The sequence below is a fragment of the Paenalcaligenes sp. GW821-LYS-B07-1 genome (assembly GCF_058803365.1).
The window spans coordinates 2599375-2617984 of sequence record NZ_CM179516.1 but is presented as its reverse complement, the minus strand read 5'-3'; the positions used below and the strand labels follow the sequence as shown (position 1 = coordinate 2617984).

The 18610-nt window shown below is 50.7% G+C and carries 26 protein-coding genes; all 26 read left to right on the top strand.

Annotated features, from left to right (window positions below; translation table 11 throughout):
- Positions 1–24 precede the first annotated feature (24 nt).
- A complete protein-coding gene (locus tag AC3QL0_RS12580; RefSeq protein WP_493008788.1) occupies positions 25–603 on the top strand; it encodes a toxin YdaT family protein in 579 nt (192 codons plus the stop codon).
- Positions 596–883 carry a hypothetical protein gene (locus tag AC3QL0_RS12575; RefSeq protein WP_493008787.1) on the top strand — a complete coding sequence of 96 codons (288 nt, stop codon included), beginning with the start codon at positions 596–598 and terminating at the stop codon, positions 881–883. Before AC3QL0_RS12580 ends, AC3QL0_RS12575 begins: the two co-directional genes overlap by 8 nt.
- A 2-nt stretch (positions 884–885) precedes the next feature.
- The gene (locus tag AC3QL0_RS12570) at positions 886–1014 is read left to right on the top strand and encodes a hypothetical protein (protein WP_493008786.1); all 129 of its coding nucleotides are present in this window, start codon (positions 886–888) and stop codon (positions 1012–1014) included.
- Between the two features lie 78 nt (positions 1015–1092).
- The gene (locus AC3QL0_RS12565) at positions 1093–1560 is read left to right on the top strand and encodes a Ref family recombination enhancement nuclease (RefSeq protein WP_493008785.1); all 468 of its coding nucleotides are present in this window, start codon (positions 1093–1095) and stop codon (positions 1558–1560) included.
- The gene (locus AC3QL0_RS12560) at positions 1561–1905 is read left to right on the top strand and encodes a hypothetical protein (RefSeq protein ID WP_493008784.1); all 345 of its coding nucleotides are present in this window, start codon (positions 1561–1563) and stop codon (positions 1903–1905) included. It abuts the gene before it with no gap.
- Positions 1902–2786 carry an LvrA C-terminal domain-related protein gene (locus AC3QL0_RS12555; protein ID WP_493008783.1) on the top strand — a complete coding sequence of 295 codons (885 nt, stop codon included), beginning with the start codon at positions 1902–1904 and terminating at the stop codon, positions 2784–2786. The genes AC3QL0_RS12560 and AC3QL0_RS12555 overlap by 4 nt, the downstream gene beginning before the upstream one ends.
- Entirely contained in the window at positions 2786–3433 is a 648-nt protein-coding gene (locus tag AC3QL0_RS12550; RefSeq protein WP_493008782.1) for a DUF6475 domain-containing protein, read from the top strand. The genes AC3QL0_RS12555 and AC3QL0_RS12550 overlap by 1 nt, the downstream gene beginning before the upstream one ends.
- Entirely contained in the window at positions 3430–3873 is a 444-nt protein-coding gene (locus AC3QL0_RS12545; protein WP_493008781.1) for a hypothetical protein, read from the top strand. Before AC3QL0_RS12550 ends, AC3QL0_RS12545 begins: the two co-directional genes overlap by 4 nt.
- A complete protein-coding gene (locus AC3QL0_RS12540) occupies positions 3873–4235 on the top strand; it encodes a DUF1064 domain-containing protein (protein ID WP_493008780.1) in 363 nt (120 codons plus the stop codon). Before AC3QL0_RS12545 ends, AC3QL0_RS12540 begins: the two co-directional genes overlap by 1 nt.
- Positions 4235–4612 carry a hypothetical protein gene (locus tag AC3QL0_RS12535; RefSeq protein ID WP_493008779.1) on the top strand — a complete coding sequence of 126 codons (378 nt, stop codon included), beginning with the start codon at positions 4235–4237 and terminating at the stop codon, positions 4610–4612. Before AC3QL0_RS12540 ends, AC3QL0_RS12535 begins: the two co-directional genes overlap by 1 nt.
- 863 nt (positions 4613–5475) lie before the next feature.
- Positions 5476–5964, top strand: a complete 489-nt coding sequence (locus tag AC3QL0_RS12530; protein WP_493008778.1) for a terminase small subunit — start codon at positions 5476–5478, stop codon at positions 5962–5964.
- On the top strand, positions 5964–7682 hold the full coding sequence (locus tag AC3QL0_RS12525) for a terminase large subunit (RefSeq protein WP_493010990.1): 1719 nt from the start codon (positions 5964–5966) through the stop codon (positions 7680–7682). The genes AC3QL0_RS12530 and AC3QL0_RS12525 overlap by 1 nt, the downstream gene beginning before the upstream one ends.
- Positions 7683–7689: 7 nt before the next feature.
- Positions 7690–8976, top strand: a complete 1287-nt coding sequence (locus AC3QL0_RS12520; protein WP_493008776.1) for a phage portal protein — start codon at positions 7690–7692, stop codon at positions 8974–8976.
- A complete protein-coding gene (locus AC3QL0_RS12515; protein ID WP_493008775.1) occupies positions 8954–9799 on the top strand; it encodes a head maturation protease, ClpP-related in 846 nt (281 codons plus the stop codon). Before AC3QL0_RS12520 ends, AC3QL0_RS12515 begins: the two co-directional genes overlap by 23 nt.
- Entirely contained in the window at positions 9796–11037 is a 1242-nt protein-coding gene (locus tag AC3QL0_RS12510) for a phage major capsid protein (protein WP_493008774.1), read from the top strand. Before AC3QL0_RS12515 ends, AC3QL0_RS12510 begins: the two co-directional genes overlap by 4 nt.
- An 11-nt stretch (positions 11038–11048) precedes the next feature.
- Positions 11049–11300, top strand: a complete 252-nt coding sequence (locus tag AC3QL0_RS12505; protein WP_493008773.1) for a hypothetical protein — start codon at positions 11049–11051, stop codon at positions 11298–11300.
- An 8-nt stretch (positions 11301–11308) separates the two neighbouring features.
- Positions 11309–11647: a head-tail connector protein gene (locus AC3QL0_RS12500; protein WP_493008772.1), complete on the top strand. Its 339-nt coding sequence runs from the start codon at positions 11309–11311 to the stop codon at positions 11645–11647.
- 1 nt (position 11648) lies between these two features.
- Complete coding sequence (locus tag AC3QL0_RS12495) at positions 11649–11984, top strand: phage head closure protein (protein WP_493008771.1); 336 nt, start codon at positions 11649–11651, stop codon at positions 11982–11984.
- Positions 11977–12513: an HK97 gp10 family phage protein gene (locus AC3QL0_RS12490; RefSeq protein WP_493008770.1), complete on the top strand. Its 537-nt coding sequence runs from the start codon at positions 11977–11979 to the stop codon at positions 12511–12513. The genes AC3QL0_RS12495 and AC3QL0_RS12490 overlap by 8 nt, the downstream gene beginning before the upstream one ends.
- Positions 12510–12875 (top strand): tail completion protein gp17, encoded by a 366-nt coding sequence (gene gp17 / locus AC3QL0_RS12485; RefSeq protein WP_493008769.1) that lies wholly within the window; start codon positions 12510–12512, stop codon positions 12873–12875. The genes AC3QL0_RS12490 and gp17 overlap by 4 nt, the downstream gene beginning before the upstream one ends.
- A 46-nt stretch (positions 12876–12921) precedes the next feature.
- The gene (locus tag AC3QL0_RS12480; protein ID WP_493008768.1) at positions 12922–13587 is read left to right on the top strand and encodes a phage tail tube protein; all 666 of its coding nucleotides are present in this window, start codon (positions 12922–12924) and stop codon (positions 13585–13587) included.
- Positions 13587–13904, top strand: coding sequence for a hypothetical protein (locus AC3QL0_RS12475; protein WP_493008767.1), 318 nt, complete (start codon positions 13587–13589; stop codon positions 13902–13904). Before AC3QL0_RS12480 ends, AC3QL0_RS12475 begins: the two co-directional genes overlap by 1 nt.
- 62 nt (positions 13905–13966) lie before the next feature.
- Positions 13967–14209 carry a DUF1799 domain-containing protein gene (locus tag AC3QL0_RS12470; RefSeq protein ID WP_493008766.1) on the top strand — a complete coding sequence of 81 codons (243 nt, stop codon included), beginning with the start codon at positions 13967–13969 and terminating at the stop codon, positions 14207–14209.
- Between the two features lie 111 nt (positions 14210–14320).
- Positions 14321–16924, top strand: a complete 2604-nt coding sequence (locus tag AC3QL0_RS12465) for a phage tail tape measure protein (RefSeq protein ID WP_493008765.1) — start codon at positions 14321–14323, stop codon at positions 16922–16924.
- A gap of 908 nt (positions 16925–17832) precedes the next feature.
- Entirely contained in the window at positions 17833–18162 is a 330-nt protein-coding gene (locus AC3QL0_RS12460) for a hypothetical protein (RefSeq protein WP_493008764.1), read from the top strand.
- Positions 18159–18557, top strand: coding sequence for a DUF6950 family protein (locus AC3QL0_RS12455; protein ID WP_493008763.1), 399 nt, complete (start codon positions 18159–18161; stop codon positions 18555–18557). Before AC3QL0_RS12460 ends, AC3QL0_RS12455 begins: the two co-directional genes overlap by 4 nt.
- Positions 18558–18610: the final 53 nt, after the last annotated feature.

Genomic DNA, 18610 nt, shown 5'->3' with positions numbered 1-18610 from the left:
TTACTCAACACAGGAATCATGGTCATGCGAAATGAATCGCACCGCTCGAAATTAGCAACGCTGATGCACTACGTGGATCAGTGGCGTGCGCGAGTAGGGAGCAGGGAGGCAGTGGCAGTTGCCATTGTTGAGGCGCATACACATAACGGTATGTCTGAGGTGACTGGTATTCGCTTTGAAACGCAGGGCGACCACTTCACGCTGGCCAAGAATGCGGCTGACCGTATTTTTCGCTGGTTGGATGACAAGTCCAAAGACAGCAACTACATGCCTGCAAACTTTGAACACTCTGTGCTGGCGGCTATGCCAGAGGATTTGCGCTATGCCTATGTGTGCGAAATATTGCGTCCTTTGGGGTACTCACCAAGAAAATTCATTTTTTGTGTGGGGGAATCACTGGACCCAATTGGACGGGCAATGTCAATTAGCAAAGAGGGGGCGGAGGCTTTACAGGCTGTGATGACGCTTACCACGGACTCATCTGATGAAGCCCTGAATGCAGCCCATAAAGAGCTTAGTGAGTCTATTGGCACTAGCCGCGCTGCGCGTGCTGCCATTGAGCAGATCATGGCTGCACGAAATATGGCGGTACCAAATGACTAAATCAAGCTTCATTGGGGGCGAACGGCCAGCCTACGGTACCGACTACACAGACCTATTCAAACTGGGTTGGTTTAACAATCCGCGTGTAGCGAAAGCGTTTGGTGTGAATCATGACCAAGACAAGGCAAGCCGCACCTTTGCGATCAAGGCTGCAATTTATGAAGCCACTGGTGTTGATAGCTTAGCGAAGCTGCCACCTGTCGACTTTGTGCGTTTGATTGCGAGTAAAGGGCTGGTGTTCACATTGCCAACGTCTTTAAAAGCAGCTGCGGGAGTGTAGTGATGAAAGGCTCGGAAATGGTTTTCCTGATGGCGGTTATTGTTTTGGCCCCTCATATCTCGGAAGAATTCGCCTATGATCTGGCACTTTTTCTGGCGTTGTTTGGCTTTGTTCTTTGGGCGGGTGAGTAAATGAAAGCCTTTAACAGCACTCTACGTGCCAGCAAGAAGCCACTACGCGCTAAGAAGCCGTGGGAGCCGAAGGGAGGCATGAAGCGCCCCCAAAAGCCTACAGCAAACAAGAAGAAGCCTATGGCGTCACGCGGGATGAAAGGCCGTCCAGTTACGGCAGAGCAAAAGCGCTTTCACGATCAGATGGCCAGCTTGGGTTGTATTGCCAGCTTTAAAGACGGTTTCTTTGACCCGATGGTGAGTATTCATCACATTGATGGCCGCACAAAGCCGAACGCGCACTGGTTAGTGTTGCCGCTATCTGCAGGAAATCATCAGTACGGCACTGGCGCACCTGGTCGCATCGCAGTTCACCCAAACAAAGGCCAGTTTGAGGCTCGTTACGGCAAGCAAATGGATTTACTACGCGAGTGCATACAGATGCTACTAGCGCGTGGTGTAGATGTGCCAGAGGCAGCGATAGAAGCTGCAGGCATGAAAAAAGAAAACCCAGCAACTGGTGGAACAGTTCTGGGAGTGATTCAACGTTACGCGGAGGTCTATTGAATGACTCAAATGATACCAACAAAACTCACTGGCAAGCAATTGGCAGATGAAGGAATAGCGCTGGCACAAAGCCACGCTGAGTTTGTAACGCCTAATTGGGGCGAACGGATTATGTCTCTGTTTGAAGCATGGGTGCGCAAGCAAGACGAGCAATTCACGATTACACACTTCCGTCTATACGTAGCGGAGCATCATCCTGATCTGGTGCCGCCAAGCTCAAACGCTTGGGGGGCGGTTGGTCGTTTGGCTCATAGGCGTGGTTTAGTGCGCATCACAGGCTCTATGCCTTCGATCTGCCGCTACACCAAGGGGCATTCAGTTAGAACGTATGTGAGGGCGGTATGAGTATCCAGAAAATGCCATGGTTCCGTATGTACACGGACTTCCTGAATGATCCAAAGATGATTTCTTTGGCCTTTGAGGATCAGCGTCACTTTATGGGTGTTCTAGCGCTTAAGTCTGATGGCGCACTGGATCAAGACTGTAGTGATGACCTACTGGATCGAATCGTTGCGCAGCGCTTGTGGATTGATCACGCCATCATTCGCGATGTGAAGAGGCGTTTGGTAGCCGCCGGGTTAATTGATAACGACTGGCAGCCATTGGCGTGGGATAAACGCCAGATGCGTAGTGATGTAGACCCGACTAATGCAGAGCGTCAGCGTCGTTACCGTGAAAGCCAGAAGAAAAAAACTGCACCTGCAGCACCTGAAAATCCAGAGCACAAGCAGGAAAACGTCCCCTCTGGTGATGGTAACGCGTTACGTAACGCAACCGTAACGGGTACAGATAAAGAAACAGATACAGATAAAGAAACAGAAGTAATAACTCCTTCGTCCGGTTCTGCCGAACCAGACCAGGTGTCTGAGCCTAAAAGCCGGTTTCAAGAGTTCTGGGAAATCTATCCAAGCACTGGTCGCAGGGTTGCAAAAGCAAAGTGTGCCCAAGTCTGGAAAGACAAAAAGCTTGAATCCGTTGCTGACGACATTCTGGATCACCTACGAGCCGTGAAAACTACGCAGCAGTGGACGACCGGCTACGAGCCTGCACCACTGACGTACCTAAACCAACGCCGTTGGGAGGATGGGCTGCCGGAGGTGGTGCCAGTGCAGGGAGTTCACGTGATCGGCAGATCCGCTGCGCCTAGTGGTGGCATGAACAAACAGGAAGCGCTGGAAGCGCGAAACATGGACGTTGCCCAGCGTTGGGCGCAAAGGGGCATGTGATGCAGATATCAGATCAACCTCAGTTCGCAACAACGTTAAGCGGCGTATACGCGATGTACAAAAGCGATTTAAGTGACGCACTGATCAGTATTTGGTGGGAAACCTGCAAGAGTTTTGATTTTGCGGCCGTTAGCGAAGCATTCACACGCCATTGCATGAACCCCGATAACGGCCAGTATTTGCCAAAGCCAGCGGACATTATTCGACTGCTTGGCGGCACATCGCAGGATGGTGCACTGGTTGCTTGGGCGAAGGTAGACCGTGCGTTGCGTAGCGTGGGCACTTACCAGACAGTGGTGTTTGACGATCCAATAATTCATGCCGTGATTATGGACATGGGTGGCTGGGTGTCATTTGGAATGAAGTCTGAGGACGAGTGGCCGTTTGTAGGCAAAGAGTTTCAGAACCGGTACCGCGGCTATCGTTTACAAGGTGGGGCGCGTGAGTATGTGAAATCCTTGGTTGGCTTGGCAGAGGCGCAGAACAGTCAGAACGGTATGCGTTCACAGCCGCCTGTGCTGATTGGCAATACGCCCAAAGCAATGCAGGTGCTTGCCAACGGCGCAGACAATATCGCTATTGGCTGGAAGCAAATGGATGCCGAAGAGTACTTGCAGCTAGCTGCGCCAATGAGGAAGGTGGCATGAGTGGGGTGTATATCAGGTCAAAAGATCATCGCTGCACCATTGGGTACCGTAATCAGTGGGATGCTTCTGTGCCATCAGTTGGGTTTGTGTTCTTGCGTGAGCCGCTGAGCATTGATCGCGTATCCGTGCGTGACTGTGAAATCAAAGCTAAGGCTATGGGCGGGGGCGGTGTTGATCTGTTGTTCTTGGATCCAGATGTAGTGCGTGATGCGTATTGGCCAGAGGTAGGCACATGGGCATTAGAGCAGCTTGAGCAATGTCAGCCAGTAATTGCTTGCTGGTGGGATTTGCACAGCAGAACAGAAATAGTTGATAAGTACCTCAAACTGGTGTGTGACTTTGGATTCCGCAATACGCTGCACCACTTTGGTTTAAAGGGTGGTGTGCCTCAGGTATTCAACGCTTTCAAAAGCACCAAGCCAATGCTGTGGAGGCTGTAATGGTAGCAGTCATAACAGCGCGGGGGCGCAAGAAGGCATCCAAGTACAAGAACATTAAAACCGTTGTGGACGGCCATAAGTTCGATAGCAAGAAAGAGGCACGGCGGTACCAAGCACTAAAGCTATTGCTTCAGGCAGGGCGGATTACTGATCTTGAACTACAGAAACGCTACGAGCTGATACCTACGCAGCGTAAGTCTGATGGTACTGCCGTGCGAGTTGTCACTTACTACGCTGACTTCGTTTATATGCGTGATGGTGTGCAGGTTGTAGAGGATGTGAAAGGGATGCGCACTGATGTGTACGCACTCAAAAGAGCTTTGATGTTGCAGGTGCACGGAATTGAAATACAGGAGGTGTGATGCAAATACCTTCATGGGTAGAGTTAGAGATACAGAACTGGGCGCGTATGCATTGGGTAGGGAGCATGCCGGGGCCGCGTCGCATCGGTCAGGAGGCGAGCCAGTGCATGTACCCTCTCCAAGATATAGATGATGAAGAACAAGACAGCGCGCAGGTGAACTTTGAGCGTGCGCAGCTGGTGGAAGGGATTTACCAGAAGCTGCCGCATGAAGATCGTAGGGTATTGCACGCTGAGTACACGAGGGTCAAAGAGTACGGCAATATGCCCGACCACATCAGGGCAGAGGTAGCCAGCAGAAAAATAGGGATAACAGTGGACTACTACAAGCTAGCGCTGTTGAGTTTTAGGAAAAAGGTTTGGGGGACGTTTAAGTGAGTATCTATGCCAATGCCGGTGATTTGTTGTCTTGCTATCCCGGTCGCGAGTTTCGGATGTATGAGTTGGTCCGTCACGTATCTAAAGGGCGTGTACTACCTAAAGGGGAGCGCGCTAAATATGAGAGAGGGATTCAACGGGCAATGCGTGCATTAGCAGAGCACGGGTTAGTTGAGATAGTTAAACCAGAGCCGGGGCGCTATGGGGATATGTATGTTTGGCGTCCGGCTGGGCAAATGTTACCGAACGATAACATCGCATCGCACATTCGGTAACGCAAACGGTAACATAGGGGTTGAGAAGTCGCGTCTATTGAAAGTGCAACGGTGAAGAAACCCGTCAATCGCAAGGTTGGCGGGTTTTTCTTTTGGGTTTTGTGGTGAGTAAAAAACTATCGAGTGTTCCAACATTATTGGCTTCAGCTCCTGCCGCTATTAAGACGGTGTCATCCGGTAGCTGGCGCGCAGGGAAGAGTAGTAGTGCGCGAGGTTATGGGTACCGGTGGCAGAAAGAGCGTGCTGAGTATCTGAGGCTTCGCCCGTTCTGTGTGATGTGCTTGCGTGATCTGGGTATTGATGCTGAGCAGCCAATAGAAGCGATAGTGCTTGAGTGCGCAGAGAAGGGGTCTGATGTGCCGCTGGCATCGGTGGTTGACCATAGTGATCCGCATCGAGGCAATGAGCGCGTGTTCTGGGATAAATCTAGATGGCAGGGGCTTTGCTCTACTCACCACAGCGGCGAGAAACAGCGAGCCGAAAGGGGGAGGGGGGGTAAAAGTCTCATATACCCTCATTTCCTAGACCACCCGTCCTCGCACGCGTAGAAAATTTTGCTTTTCAGGAATTTGTTAACCGGAGTTGTTAATGGCATTAACCGACAAAAAGCGCCGTTTCGTACAAGCGCTCCAGTCGGGGCTGTCAGGAGCCGAAGCGGCAGTACAGGCGGGCTACAGCAAAAATGGAGCCTCACAAGCAGCATCTAGATTAATGAAAGATGCTGATGTTCTGGCTGCACTTGGGCGTAAAAAAAAAGTTAACGAGGTTAACAACCAAGTTAACAAAGAGCAGCCAGAGAAAAAACCAGAAACAGGTAGCGAGGTGGCTAATGTTCCTGCGTCTGGTACGTTGGCTGCTTTAGGGCTGACATCAGACCCAAAGAAGGTTCTCGTGGCAATCATGAATGATATAGACGAGGATCCTAAGCTAAGGCTTGAGGCTGCAAAAGCCTTAATGCCGTTTACTCATGGCAGGATTGCTCCGCAGGGTAAAAAGGAAGCAAAAGACGATAGCGCTAAAAAGGCTGCAGGTCGTTTTACTCCGCAACCGCCTCCACTTAGGATGGTGCCGAAATGATGCAATGGAGTACGGCCTGCCTAGACTGGGGGCAAAGATTAAAAGATGGGCGCTCGATTATTCCGGCGCCCATTTTTTTGGACCAAGCAGAAATAGCGCTAGCCATCTTTAAGCAACTGCAGGTTACTGATCTACCCAAAACGGTTTGGGATGAATACTTAGGTGAACACCGAAGCCCAAACTTTGGCGAGTGTTCAGAGCAGTGGGTGTTTGATTTTGTAGCCGCAATTTTTGGGGCATATGACGCAGAAACAGGCAACCAGCTGATTCGAGAGTTTTTCCTGCTGATTAGTAAGAAGAACACTAAATCTACTATTGCCGCAGGGATCATGCTTACGGCGGTCATCCTCTGCTGGCGTACAGGCGAAGAACACCTGATTCTGGCACCTACTAAGGAAGTGGCAGATAACAGCTTTAAGCCTGCAGCGGCAATGGTGAGAGCAGATCCAGAACTGCAGGATATCTTTCACGTTCAAGACCACATTAGAACAATTACGCATCGGGTTACTGGCGCACTTCTCAAGGTGGTCGCGGCAGACACTGACACGGTATCAGGCAAGAAGTCAGGCCGGATATTGGTGGATGAGTTATGGGTGTTTGGTAAGCGCGCTAATGCTGACGCCATGCTTATGGAGGCAACAGGCGGTCAAGTTTCCCGTAATGAGGGGTGGGTGATTTTCCTCTCGACACAAAGCGATGATCCGCCTGCCGGTGTCTTTAAAGAAAAACTGGCCTACTACCGAAACGTGCGCGATGGGGTAATACACGACCCTAAATCTCTGGGTGTGTTGTATGAGTTTCCAGAGGCTATGGTCAAGTCTAAGGCGTATCTCAAGCCAGAGAACTTCTACATCACCAATCCAAACATAGGCAGGTCAATCAATGCTGACTGGATTGAGCATGAAATGCGTAAGTTCCAAGCACGACAGGACGGCTCATTTCAGAAGTTCTTGGCTAAGCACTTAAACATTGAAATCGGGTTAAGCCTGCGTTCTGACCGTTGGGCTGGTGTCGACTTTTGGGAGTCCTCTGCAGATAAGACGTTATCTCTTGATGAGCTACTGCGCCGTAGTGAGGTGGTTACTGTCGGGATTGATGGTGGCGGCTTAGATGACTTGCTCGGACTAGCTGTCTTAGGCCGTGAAATAGGTACTAGGCGGTGGCTACATTGGGGGCGAGCATGGGCGCATAAGATCGTGCTTGAGCGTCGGTTGGAGATTGCTCCAAGGTTGCAGGATTTTGAGTCGGCTGGGGACTTGGTTATCGTGCCTCGCCCTGGTGATGATGTGGAAGAGGTTGCGGGGATTATTTGTCGCATTCGTGATGTAGGCCTTTTGCCTGAGAAGTTCGGTATCGGCGTCGATGCTGCAGGTATTGCCGATATTGTTGCAGCCCTAACAGCCCCAGAGTGCGGTTTCACTGTTGATCAAATAACAGCAGTGCGTCAGGGCTTCACCTTGAACGGTGCTATCAAAACAACTGAACGCCGTTTAGCTGGCGGTGATCTGGTGCACGCTGGTCAGGAAATGATGGCGTGGTGTGTAAGTAATGCACGCATTGAGGACAAAGGTAACGCCATCTTAGTTACTAAGGCCGCAAGTGGTAAGGCAAAGATTGACCCAGTTATGGCGTTGTTCGATGCAGTGACGATGATGAACTTAGAGCCTGAAGCGCAAGGCAATTCAGTATACGAGACGCGGGGCGTTCGCTTCGTCTGAGGAATCTATGGGAATTTTGAATTTTTTCCGGCGAAAGAGTGAGCCGGAGGCGGAGTCACGTCCAGAGGTTAATGCCCATAGCCAAACAAGCTCTGATGGTGCTGAGTCGCAGACTTTTGAAGGATTGAATGATCCAGCGCTTTTAGAGTTTATTCGAGACGGTTCGCCGGCACTCGATGGTTATGTAAAGGGCATGAAGGCGCTGCGGAACATGGCTGTTTTGCGGTGTGTGTCCTTGATTTCTGAGTCTATCGGAATGCTCCCGCTGAATTTGCAGATGCGGGACGAAACCAAGAGAGTCGTGAAAGAGCATGAAGCGTATAAGCGCTTACGGCTCCGCCCCAACGGTTGGCAAACGCCCTATGAGTTTAAGTCGCAGATGCAGCTCAATGCATTGGTGCACGGTAATGCATATGCGCGGGTGATTTGGTCTAGGGGGCGGCCAATAGCATTAATCCCCCTAGAAAATGAGCGTGTAGAGCCTCGTCTGACTGATAACTGGGAAATGGAGTACCAGTACACGAGAAAAGATGGTGGGCAAATAACACTGCAGGCAAAAGAGGTCTTTCACTTACGCGATCTAAGCCCTACCGGTGTTAAGGGGCTAAGCAGGGTCACGCTAGCTAGAGAGGCTGTTTCATTAGCTCTGCAAGCGCAGCGCGCCGCAAAACGGCTATTTGAGACCGGGGTAATGGCTGGTGGAGCGATAGAGGTCCCCAAGGCGTTATCAGATCAAGCTTTTAACCGAGTCCAAGGCTCACTGAAAGAGAACCACTCAGGCGCAGAAAACGCTGGTAAGTGGATGGTCTTGGAGGAAGGGGCGAAGGCGGTCAAGTTCCCAGGCTCAGCGGCAGATTCCCAAAACATAGAAAACCGAAACCATCAGATTGAAGAGGCAGGTAGGGCCTTTGGCGTACCGCGACCTTTGATGATGATGGATGACACCGGCTGGGGCAGCGGGATCGAACAGCTGAATATTTATTTTATTCAGTACGGATTGCAGCACTGGTTCACAGCTTGGGAGGAAGCGCTTGCACGCGTTTTTCTTACAGACGCGGAAATGGAAATCATGCGCTTCAAGTTCAACGAGCGCGCCCTGCTGCGAGGGACATTAAAAGACCAGTCAGAAGCATTCGCTAAAGGCTTAGGTGCGGGTGGGCATGCTCCGTGGCACACGCAAGATGAAGTTCGTGATTGGCTGGATTTGCCAATCAGTGGTGAGCCTCAGGCAGCAAAACTGCCACCAAGATTAACAGACAAGGGTAAGGGTAATGAGCCTTCTAAAACTTCCTGAAATAAAGGCTGATAGCAAATTAAGCTCTGCGGAATTTGATATGCGGCCAGATGCTTTGGAGCGCTGGGAGCCACAGGTTATGGCTTCAGCAAGCTCTGAACCCACGATTTCCATTTATGACCCCATTGGTGAGCGTTGGGATGGTGAGGGGGTTACCGCAAAGCGCATCAGCGCAGCATTGCATAGCATCGGCGACCAAGATGTGATGGTAAATATTAACTCGCCAGGGGGGAATTTCTTTGAGGGGGTAGCAATCTACAACCTCCTACGAGAGCACCCATACCGAGTGACAGTCCGCGTAATGGGGCTGGCAGCTTCGGCCGCGTCGGTCATTGCTATGGCTGGTGACGACATTCTCATGGGTGAGGGCGCGTTTTTGATGATTCATAACGCGTGGGCCGTGGCAGTCGGTAATCGTCACGATATGGCAGCTGTAGCCAAAACCTTAGCGCCGTTTGATGAGGCGATGGCAAGGCTATATGCCGCGCGCTCTGGCATGAGCGTTAAGGATGCAGCAACGCTAATGGATGAGGAAACATGGCTTTCCTCAGAGCGTGCTGTTGATGATGGATTTGCTACGGGCTTGCTGAGTGACAGCGACATCACACGTAACGCAAATGCGCAGGGCCAGCAGAAATACCTCGCTCTGGTTGAAGCGTCAATGGCTAAGGCTGGGCATTCGCGTTCTATGCGTCGCGATATTTTCAAGAACCTATTTTCTGGCACGCCGAGCGCTGCCGGACGAGACACCATGCCGCGCGCTGGTGCTGATCTAGCAGCGTCGCTGCACACACTACTTTCTACAGTTAAAGGTAACGTATGAAACAGAAAAAAATTCAACGCGGCATTATTTCAGTACACGCTGAGGCCGCACCAAGCCCATTAGAAGTAAAAACAGCAATCGATGCTCTGAATAAAGCATTTGCTGATTTTAAGTCTGAGCACACCAAGCAGTTGGATGATGTAAAGCAGGGCAATGCTGATGCTTTGCAAGCACTAAAGGTAGACCGTATCAATGCGGATATCGGCAGCCTGCAGAAAACGGTTGATGAGCTAAACATGCGTTTAGCATCAGCACAAATGGGCGGTGCTGGCGGCAACGGTCCTAAAGACCCAGAGTATTCAGACGCCTTCCAAGCACACATGCGTAAAGGTGAGGTGCAGGCAGCGCTGAATAAAGGCGTAGATTCCGAGGGTGGTTACCTGACTCCGGTTGAGTGGGACCGTACTATTACGAGCCGTTTGCGTGATGAATCGCCTATGCGTGGGCTTGCGCAAGTGCATAAAACTGGCTTAGCCGGTTGGTCGAAGCTGTTCAATACGGGCGGAACCGGTAGTGGCTGGGTGGGAGAAACCGACCAGCGCCCAGAAACAGCGACGCCAAATCTGGTTTTGCTGGGTTTCGGGCATGGTGAAATCTATGCCAATCCAGCTGCTACACAGCAAATGCTGGACGACTCGGAAATCAATATTGAAACCTGGTTGGCTGATGAGGTATTGGCAGAGTTTACGGAGCAGGAAGGTGAGGCATTTATTAGTGGTGATAGCCCTAAGAAGCCTGCAGGAATTCTGACCTATGTTGCGGGCGGCAGCAATGCAAACAAGCATCCGTTTGGTGCTATTAAGGCTGTGAATAGCGGCGCCGCAACGGCAATTACATCAGATGCTGTACTCAACATGGTGTATAGGCTGAAGAAGGCATATCGTAAGAATGCTCAATTTCTTTCCAATACTCTGACATTGGGCGAGCTTCGTAAGCTGAAAGATGGTCAAGGCAATTATTTATGGCAGCCATCGGCGCAGGCTGGCCAGCCATCACTGCTGCATGGTTATGCATTGGCAGAAGATGAAAATATGCCAGACATTGCGGCTAATTCGACTCCACTGATGTTTGGTGACTATCGTCGTGGTTACCTGATTATTGATCGTGTCGGTGTCCGTGTTATGCGTGATCCATATACCAAAAAGCCTTATGTGTTGTTCTATACAACCAAGCGTGTTGGCGGTGGTGTTCAGAACCCAGAGTGCATGAATGCCATGAAAATTGGCACCGGCGAGTAATAGGGGGCGCAATGAAATTCATTAAACGTTTCTATGGTGTTCCCGCAGGCGGTATTTACCCAAAGTGGTTTGAGGCGGGCGAAGATTGCCCGCGAGAGCTTCAAGGTGCAGCGGCTAGTGTTGGTGCTGTCGAGGCTGAGAGTGCCGAACCACCAGCAGGTGAGCCTGTGGTTGTTGACCCCATTGCTGCCGAACCTACGGTAGCAGAACCTGCCGTGGTTGAACCGGCGGTGGTTGAAGAAAAGAAAACCACCAAAAAGTAGGGGTAATTATGTTTGTCACTCTTGAGTTAGCTCGTAAACATTTACGGGTTGATGATGAGGATGACGAATTGCTAGAGCAGTATGTGGCAGCTGCCCAGCAGAGTGCTGTTGATTATCTGAATCGCTCGGTGTTTAAAACGCAAGAGGATTTAGATACAGCGGTAGCTGCTGGGCGTGCCGGCCAATCGCCTATTGTGGTGAATGCTGCAATTCGTGCTGCCATCCTTCTAATTGCCGGTGATCTGTACATGCAAAGGGAAACTATCGTGATGGGGGCGACTTCAGTCAGCGAGCTTTCCATCGCCAGCAACCTTTTGTGGCCTCATAGATTAAATAACGGGGTATAGCATGCTTCCAGCTGGAAAACGGAACAGGCTCATTAAAGTTTTGCAGCAAACCGATAAGCAGGATGCGACGGGCCAACCGCTGGATGAGTGGATTGAGTTTGCTAAGTTATGGGCTTGGCCTAAAACGCAGACAGGCATGGGGGTTACGCGGAATGCTTCTAATGTTTCTGCGTCAATCAATGCTTACTCGTTTCGTGTGCGCTATCGCACTGATATTACCGATGCTATGCGTATTTTATATGGCGGCCTAATCTTCGATATCAAACAGGTTCGGCACGATATTAAAAACCTAGAGTGGACTGATTTGGTGTGTCAGCAGGGAGGGGTTGATGGTTGAAACCTCTTTTAGGTTTGATGTTGATACAGCAATCAAACGGCTCGAAGGATTTGGTGTAGCAGCGCGGGAGCATTTGCCCCGTTCAATGGCTGTTGCTTCAGGTCAGGTATTCCGTGATGAGGCCAAGGATAGAGCACCTGTTTATGACGGTTCAACAGGCCTAAAAGGTGGGGCAAACGTTAAAAAGGCGCCTAAGCCGGGTCTGCTGCGTGATGCTATCTATCTGGCATTTTCAGATAACCGATCGCAGCCATCAAAGGGCTTGGTAGTGTATTCAGTCTCATGGAATGCATCCAAGGCTCCACACGGTCATCTGCTTGAGTTTGGGCATTGGCGCTACAACGTAGTGGCAGGAGACTTCCCAAGAAAGGCTGAGTTGGCCAATCCAGAATGGGTTGAGGCTAAACCATTTTTGAGGCCTGCGTTTGAGGCGGTCAGCACGCTAGCTATTGAAATTGGATTTGCTAGAGGGCGGGAGCGTACAGCAGAGCTGTTAGCAAAACCAGAAGAGCTGGAGAAGTATGTATGAGTGTTGAAGCCGCTGTGTCCTCTTTGCTGGGAAGTCTTGTTGATGGGCGTTGCTATTCGGATATAACACCACAAAAGCCAGCCTTCCCATTAATTGTTTACCAGGTTGTAGGTGGTAAAGCACCTGATTACCTTGAACGACGTTTACCAGATTGTGAGCACTATCGGGTGCAGATTTTTTGTTGGGCAAAAACACGTCTAGAGGCAAGTGCCTTGGCGTTGAAAGTCCGTGAAAAAATCATTGTGCAGGGGCAGATCTTTCCCTCTGCTTCAACTGTGGGGCAGCGTGTATCGCAGTACGAAGATGTATTGAAGCTCTACGGTACCAGACAGGATTTCAGTGTCTGGATTAAAGAACGTTAAAAACACAACCACCATCTAGGTGGTTTTTTTATTTAAGGAGCCTTAAATGGCACTCAAATTTCCAGATGGTTCGGTAGTGGGGTTCGCGACAAAGATTGGTGTTGCTATTCCGTTTACTGAGATTTCCAATGCAAAGCCAGCCATCATTAAACATGCTGCAGGAAAAATTAATAAAGGCGATATTCTTTTGATCGAATCGCCGTGGGGTGGGATTGCGAACCGTGTATCTGTCGCAGGGAAAGTGGATGCGACAGCAGGCACAGAATTGCTTGGCATTGATACGACCGACACAACAATGTTTGTTGAAGGCCGTGGTGCAGGGGCTGTTCTGATTGCTACTGAGTTTGTGGACTTTAGTCAGCAAGGTGAACTGACCAGTTCTGGTGGTGAGCCGCAGACCTACACAGGGAAGTATCTCGAAGATCCTCAGGGACAAGAGTTTCAAGTTCCAGTGGGCCAGACTGCTCGACAGCTTTCTCTAAGCTTGGATCATGACTCTAAGTTGCCTTGGTATGCAGCAGCAGAGGCGGTATCGGTGAAGCGCTTGTTGACGGTGTTTCGTATTCAATTGCCTGATGGGGATACGATTTATGAAAGCGGCTATCTCCACTTTAACCCCAGCATGGGCTTGAACTCTGGTCAACCTATGAAGAACGCCGCGAATTTCTATTTGCGCAGTTCTCGCGGTACCTTGATTGAAGCAGGTGCGTAATGGCGATTAAAAAAGGTCATGCGCCAAAGTCCTTCCCTGCTGAGCTAGAGTTGGTTGGTGGTGGCGAAAGCATCAAGCTCAAGCTGACATACCACAACCGCAAGCCAAGTGAGCTTGAGAACTGGCTCAAGGACTTAGAGGGTTCTAGTGCTCCCTTTATGCCTTCCATGGTGGTGTATCTAGTGAAAGATATGGAGACAGATTACTCTCTTTCACTTGAAGGCATTATGGAAATGGAGGACGAGCGCCCTGGTATCTGCGATGCAATTATTGCTGGGTTTCACCAGACTCGCAGGACAAAACTGCAGGGAAACTAAAAGAGGCTGTCGCAGCTTTTGTCTGGAAGGCTCCGACAGCCGAGCAGCTTAAAGGCACAGGGATGCTACCGAAGCACTACAAAGAGCCTAATGTAGATGTTTTCCCAGAAAACTGGCCTGCATTCTCGCTGTACTTGCGGTACCAGACGCAATGGTTGCAGGGAGCTGCCGGCCCAGCCGGACTTAACTACCAGATTTTCATTGAGGACTTGATTAGACAGGGATTAGATCAAGAAGGGATTGATGAAGTTATGGATGGGGTCAGAGTGATTGAGTCGGCCATGCTGGAGCACTTCTATTCCTAAATTGTTACTTCCCGCTGCCCCAAACTTGCGTTTCCGGTAGCGCTCTTGTTTCAAAAACATAGCACCCGCTCAGGCGGGTTTTTTTACGTCTATCTATTTTTGGTTAGCTAAATGAGTGAACAGAAAGTTGGTACAGCTCGGATAGATATCACGGGCGACGCGTCAGGGATTGAGGCAGCAACGGTCAAAGCGAGTGAGAGCATTCGTGACATGACGAAGGCCGCTCGAGCAGAGTACCGCTCTTTGTCTGAGGTAGAACGTAAGCGCGTTGATGCCCTTATGCGTCAAGGGCAAAGTTTGCGTGAAGCGCTAAGTGGGACGAAGTCAGCAAGCGACGTACTGTTCGATGCACTAAAGGGATTGCCTGTCCCGATTGCTGCAGGAGCAGGGGCAATAGCGGCTATGGGCATTGCGGCGGCACAGGGGGCGAGCGAGCTTAAAGAGTTAAATAAGCACTTAATCATGACGGGCAACTCTGCTGGGTTTACTGTTGATCAGGTTTCCACCATGGCTGCCCGACTTGATGACCTAAAGGGCATCACACGGGGGGCGGCTGTTGGCGCGATTACGCAAGCAATTAGTAATGGCAAAATTGCAAAAGATCAGATTGAGGCTGTAGCAGAGACAGCATTACGAGCAAATCACATTCTAGGCCGAGAAATTTCTGCGACCATCAATGAGTTTGCAAAATTTGGTGACGCGCCAACAGAGAGCGCTGCAAAGCTAAATAAGCAGTACAACTTTCTGACTCTTGAGTTGTATGAGCAAATCCGCGCTTTAGAACAGCAGGGGCGCGCGCAGGAGGCTGCTAGTCTTGCGCAGGAAACATTAGCCCGCGTTACTAATGAGCGTCTAAGTGAAGTTGAGCAGTCACTTGGTTTTGTTGAGCGGGCGTGGAATGCTGCAGGCAGGATGGCCGGTGATGCGTGGGACAAGTTTAAAGGGCTTGGTCGTGAGAGTACGGCTAGAGAGATTATTGCTGCGCAAGAAAAGCAGATTCAAGACTATCTAGCTAACATAGATAGTCTTAGTCGATTTGGCGTCAGGGAGGGTATGAGCGATGCTGATGTTGACGCTCTGGGAGGGATCGATAACTCTACTAAAAGTAGTGCCAAGGAAAGTCTTGGGGCGCTAAGAGTTGCAAAGAATGAGTTGGCACGGCAAAAAGCGGAGCTAGCTAAATCCGAAGCAGAGGCGGAGGCACAAGGCAGAGCTGCGGCTGATGCACAACGCAAGATTGAGGCTTCGGAATCTTGGCGTAAACAAGGCGAGCAGGTTCGGTCACGCCAGCAACAGCGTGAAAAAGAAATTGCTGATGCTAAAAAATGGGCTGCTGACATTGGAGCTACTGAAGAAGATCTCGCTAAACGTATTGCCCAGATCAATGAGAAGTACAAGGATCGCAAAACAGGGGGTGGGCGTGGTGCGAGAAACGATGAGGCTACTCGTTTGCTTCAGTCTTACCAACAGCAGGAGGCCTCGCTAAGAGCGCAGCTTCAGGTCAATGACAAACTCGGTACCCATCAAAAACGTTTGGTTGAGTTTGAGCAGCAGATTGTTGATCTAAAAACGAAGAAAACCCTTACTGCTGACGAGCGGTCCTTGCTTCTAAATGAAGGCAAGTTGCGTGCGCAATTGAAAATCAATGCCTCATTGGAGCAGGAGCAGGAAACTCATCAGGCCATTGTTAAGGTGCAGGAGCGCTCTGCTCAGATTATCGAGCAGATGGCTTCCAGCCGCGATAACACTAATGCTCAATATCAGCGGGAACTAGATGCGTATGGCATGGGTGATAAAGCCATGCAACGCCTGCAAGATCAGCGTTCGATCTATAAGGAGTTTGAGCGGTACCAGCGCCAGTTGGCAAACGCTACGGATTTCTCAAAGGCTGGTGCGGCAGCGCAGTACGCTGAAGAAACAGCCAAGATCGAGGCTGAGCTGCAGCGTCGATTATTGATGCAGCAGAACTACTACGCAACGATTGATGAAATGCAGGGCAGTTGGTTGCTAGGTGCGAATCATGGCCTTGCCAACTACGCGGACGAGGCGGCTAACGCTTTTCTGAATACGAGCAATCTGGTTAACAAGTCCTTCAAGTCGATGGAGGACTCGTTAGTTGAGTTCGCCCGTACCGGTAAGCTCAGTTTTTCTGATTTGGCGGATTCAGTTATTCGTGACTTGATGCGCATTATGATCCAGCAATCCGTCATGGGGCCGCTAGCCAGTATGTTTGGTGGGTTGTTTGGCGGCGGCGCTGGTACAGGAAACCTGACTGGCGGTAGCCTATCAGGGGCTACGTGGTTTGGCACCCCGGCTGTTGGCGGTGGTGGGTTATCTGGGTTGGCCAAGCTTTGGAGTGGCGGCTATACCGGTGACGGTGGCAAGTATGATCCGGCGGGCATAGTGCACAAAGGAGAGGGCGTTTTAAATGCCGATGAAATCAGAGCCATTGGTGGTGAGGCTGGGTTTAATGCCTTACGTCAAAGCATACGTGGCATTGGGCACTCAATGGGTGGGATGGCAAGTAAGCCAGTTGCCACGCCTCAGTTAATGGCGCCAAAGCAGCAGCAACAGCAACCTATAAACATCTATTCAACCGTACACGCTGCGCCTGGTACTAACGCGGCAGAACTAAGCGCCATGCTGGATCAGCGCGATAAGCAGCTTCGTTACCAGATTTACGAAGAGCTTCGGCGTGGCCGAGTTGAGGTATAGCGCCACCTGCGGGTGGTTTTTTTATTATCAGACCTCGGTGCATCCGGGGTTTTTTGTTGGTGAGTTATGGCAATAAAAACTTGGCCGACCAGCATTTCCCCAGAGTCTGCAGATGTAGGTCTAAAGCAAGACGTGCAGCGTAATCGGTCACGTTCTGGCAAGACCTCCACATTTGAAATGCCGGGTGCTACGTGGGTGATGACGCTTACATTTCCAGACTCATCGGAGTGGTCGGGTAGGCCGCGCCTAGAGGCGCTGATTACAAGTTTGCGGGGCGGTGCGAATCGGTTGTCTGCTCCGCATTTTGGCAGACCTTATCCGAATGGAACACTAAGCGGGGTCCCTGTTCTAGCATCTGCTGTGAAGGCAGGTAATGGCACGTTATCGCTAAAGAACTGCAACGGGACGTTGAGGGCGGGTGACTTTATTGGTTTGGGCGGGCAACTACTGATGGTTGAGAGCGATGTTGCTCCAGTTAGTGGGAGCATGGTTGTTCAAGTAAACCCGGCAGTGCGGTTGCCGCAGCCTGTTGGGACTCCCATAGTATGGGACCGGCCGCATATTCTCTGGGTTTTAAAAGAGGATGAGGATCCGGTGAAGTTCCCATACAGATCTGGAATGTACCGGCCAAGTTTTGCCATTGATTTGATTGAGGACTGGTCATGAGCAGGGGGCTAACAACTGAGCAGCGAATAGCAGCGAAGGCGCCGCATAGGATGGTAATAGCCCTTGTGGATGTCCATTTTTCATCTGGAAGGCTAGCACTGGCGCTTTCACCGTGGGATGTGAGCCATAGCGGTGTTACGTATCACCGTACAGGGCCTTTAATGAAGATCGAGGCAGCGCATGAATCCTCAAAATCTTTTGAGGGCATCGTTATTTCAATGTCAGGGCTTGATTCTTCAATCATGGCGCTTGCGGCAAATGAGCCTTACCGCGGCAGGCTGGTTCGCGTGTTGAAGGCGTATATCAATCCTGAGAATGGCGATCTTATTGGTGACCCAAAGGTGCAATTTATTGGCCGTGTCCGTTCTATGCCGATTGCTGAGAACAATAACGAGTGCACAGTTTCACTACGTGCTGAGCATTACGAGGCAGAGCTGCAGCGTCCTGCTCCTTTGCGTTTGAACAATGCCGATCAGGAGCGCCTGTACTCCGGTGATAAGGGGGCTGAATACGCTGATCTGCTAGAGGACAAGGTTGTGGTGTGGCCAGCGCGAGAGGCATTGATGAAATGATGAAACGACATAGCGATTGGCCAGAGAAGTTGGCCGAATTTATAGAAGCCCGCCGCAAGCGGGCTTTTTCGTGGGGGCAGCAAGATTGTGCATTGTTTGCCGCTGACGGAATTTTGGTGATGACAGGCGTTGATCCGGCGGAAGGCCTGCGGGGGTATCGGTCTGCGAGTGGCGCAGCAAAGCGGATTAAGCAGGCAGGCGGAATGCGTGAGTTGGCGGCATCGTTTCCTGAAAAGCCTGTGGGTCTTGCCCAGCGTGGTGATTTGGTTTTGGCCGATGTGGATGGGCGTGAGTCATTTGGTCTTGTTGTTGGCGCTGGGGTTTGGTGTGGTCCGGGTATGGATGGTTTAGTGTTCCGGCCTATGTCGGATGTGGTAGCAGTTTTTGAGGTGTAGGCATGGCAGCAGTTGTTCCTGTTATTGCCGCAGCCCTTTCAACGGCTGTTGGC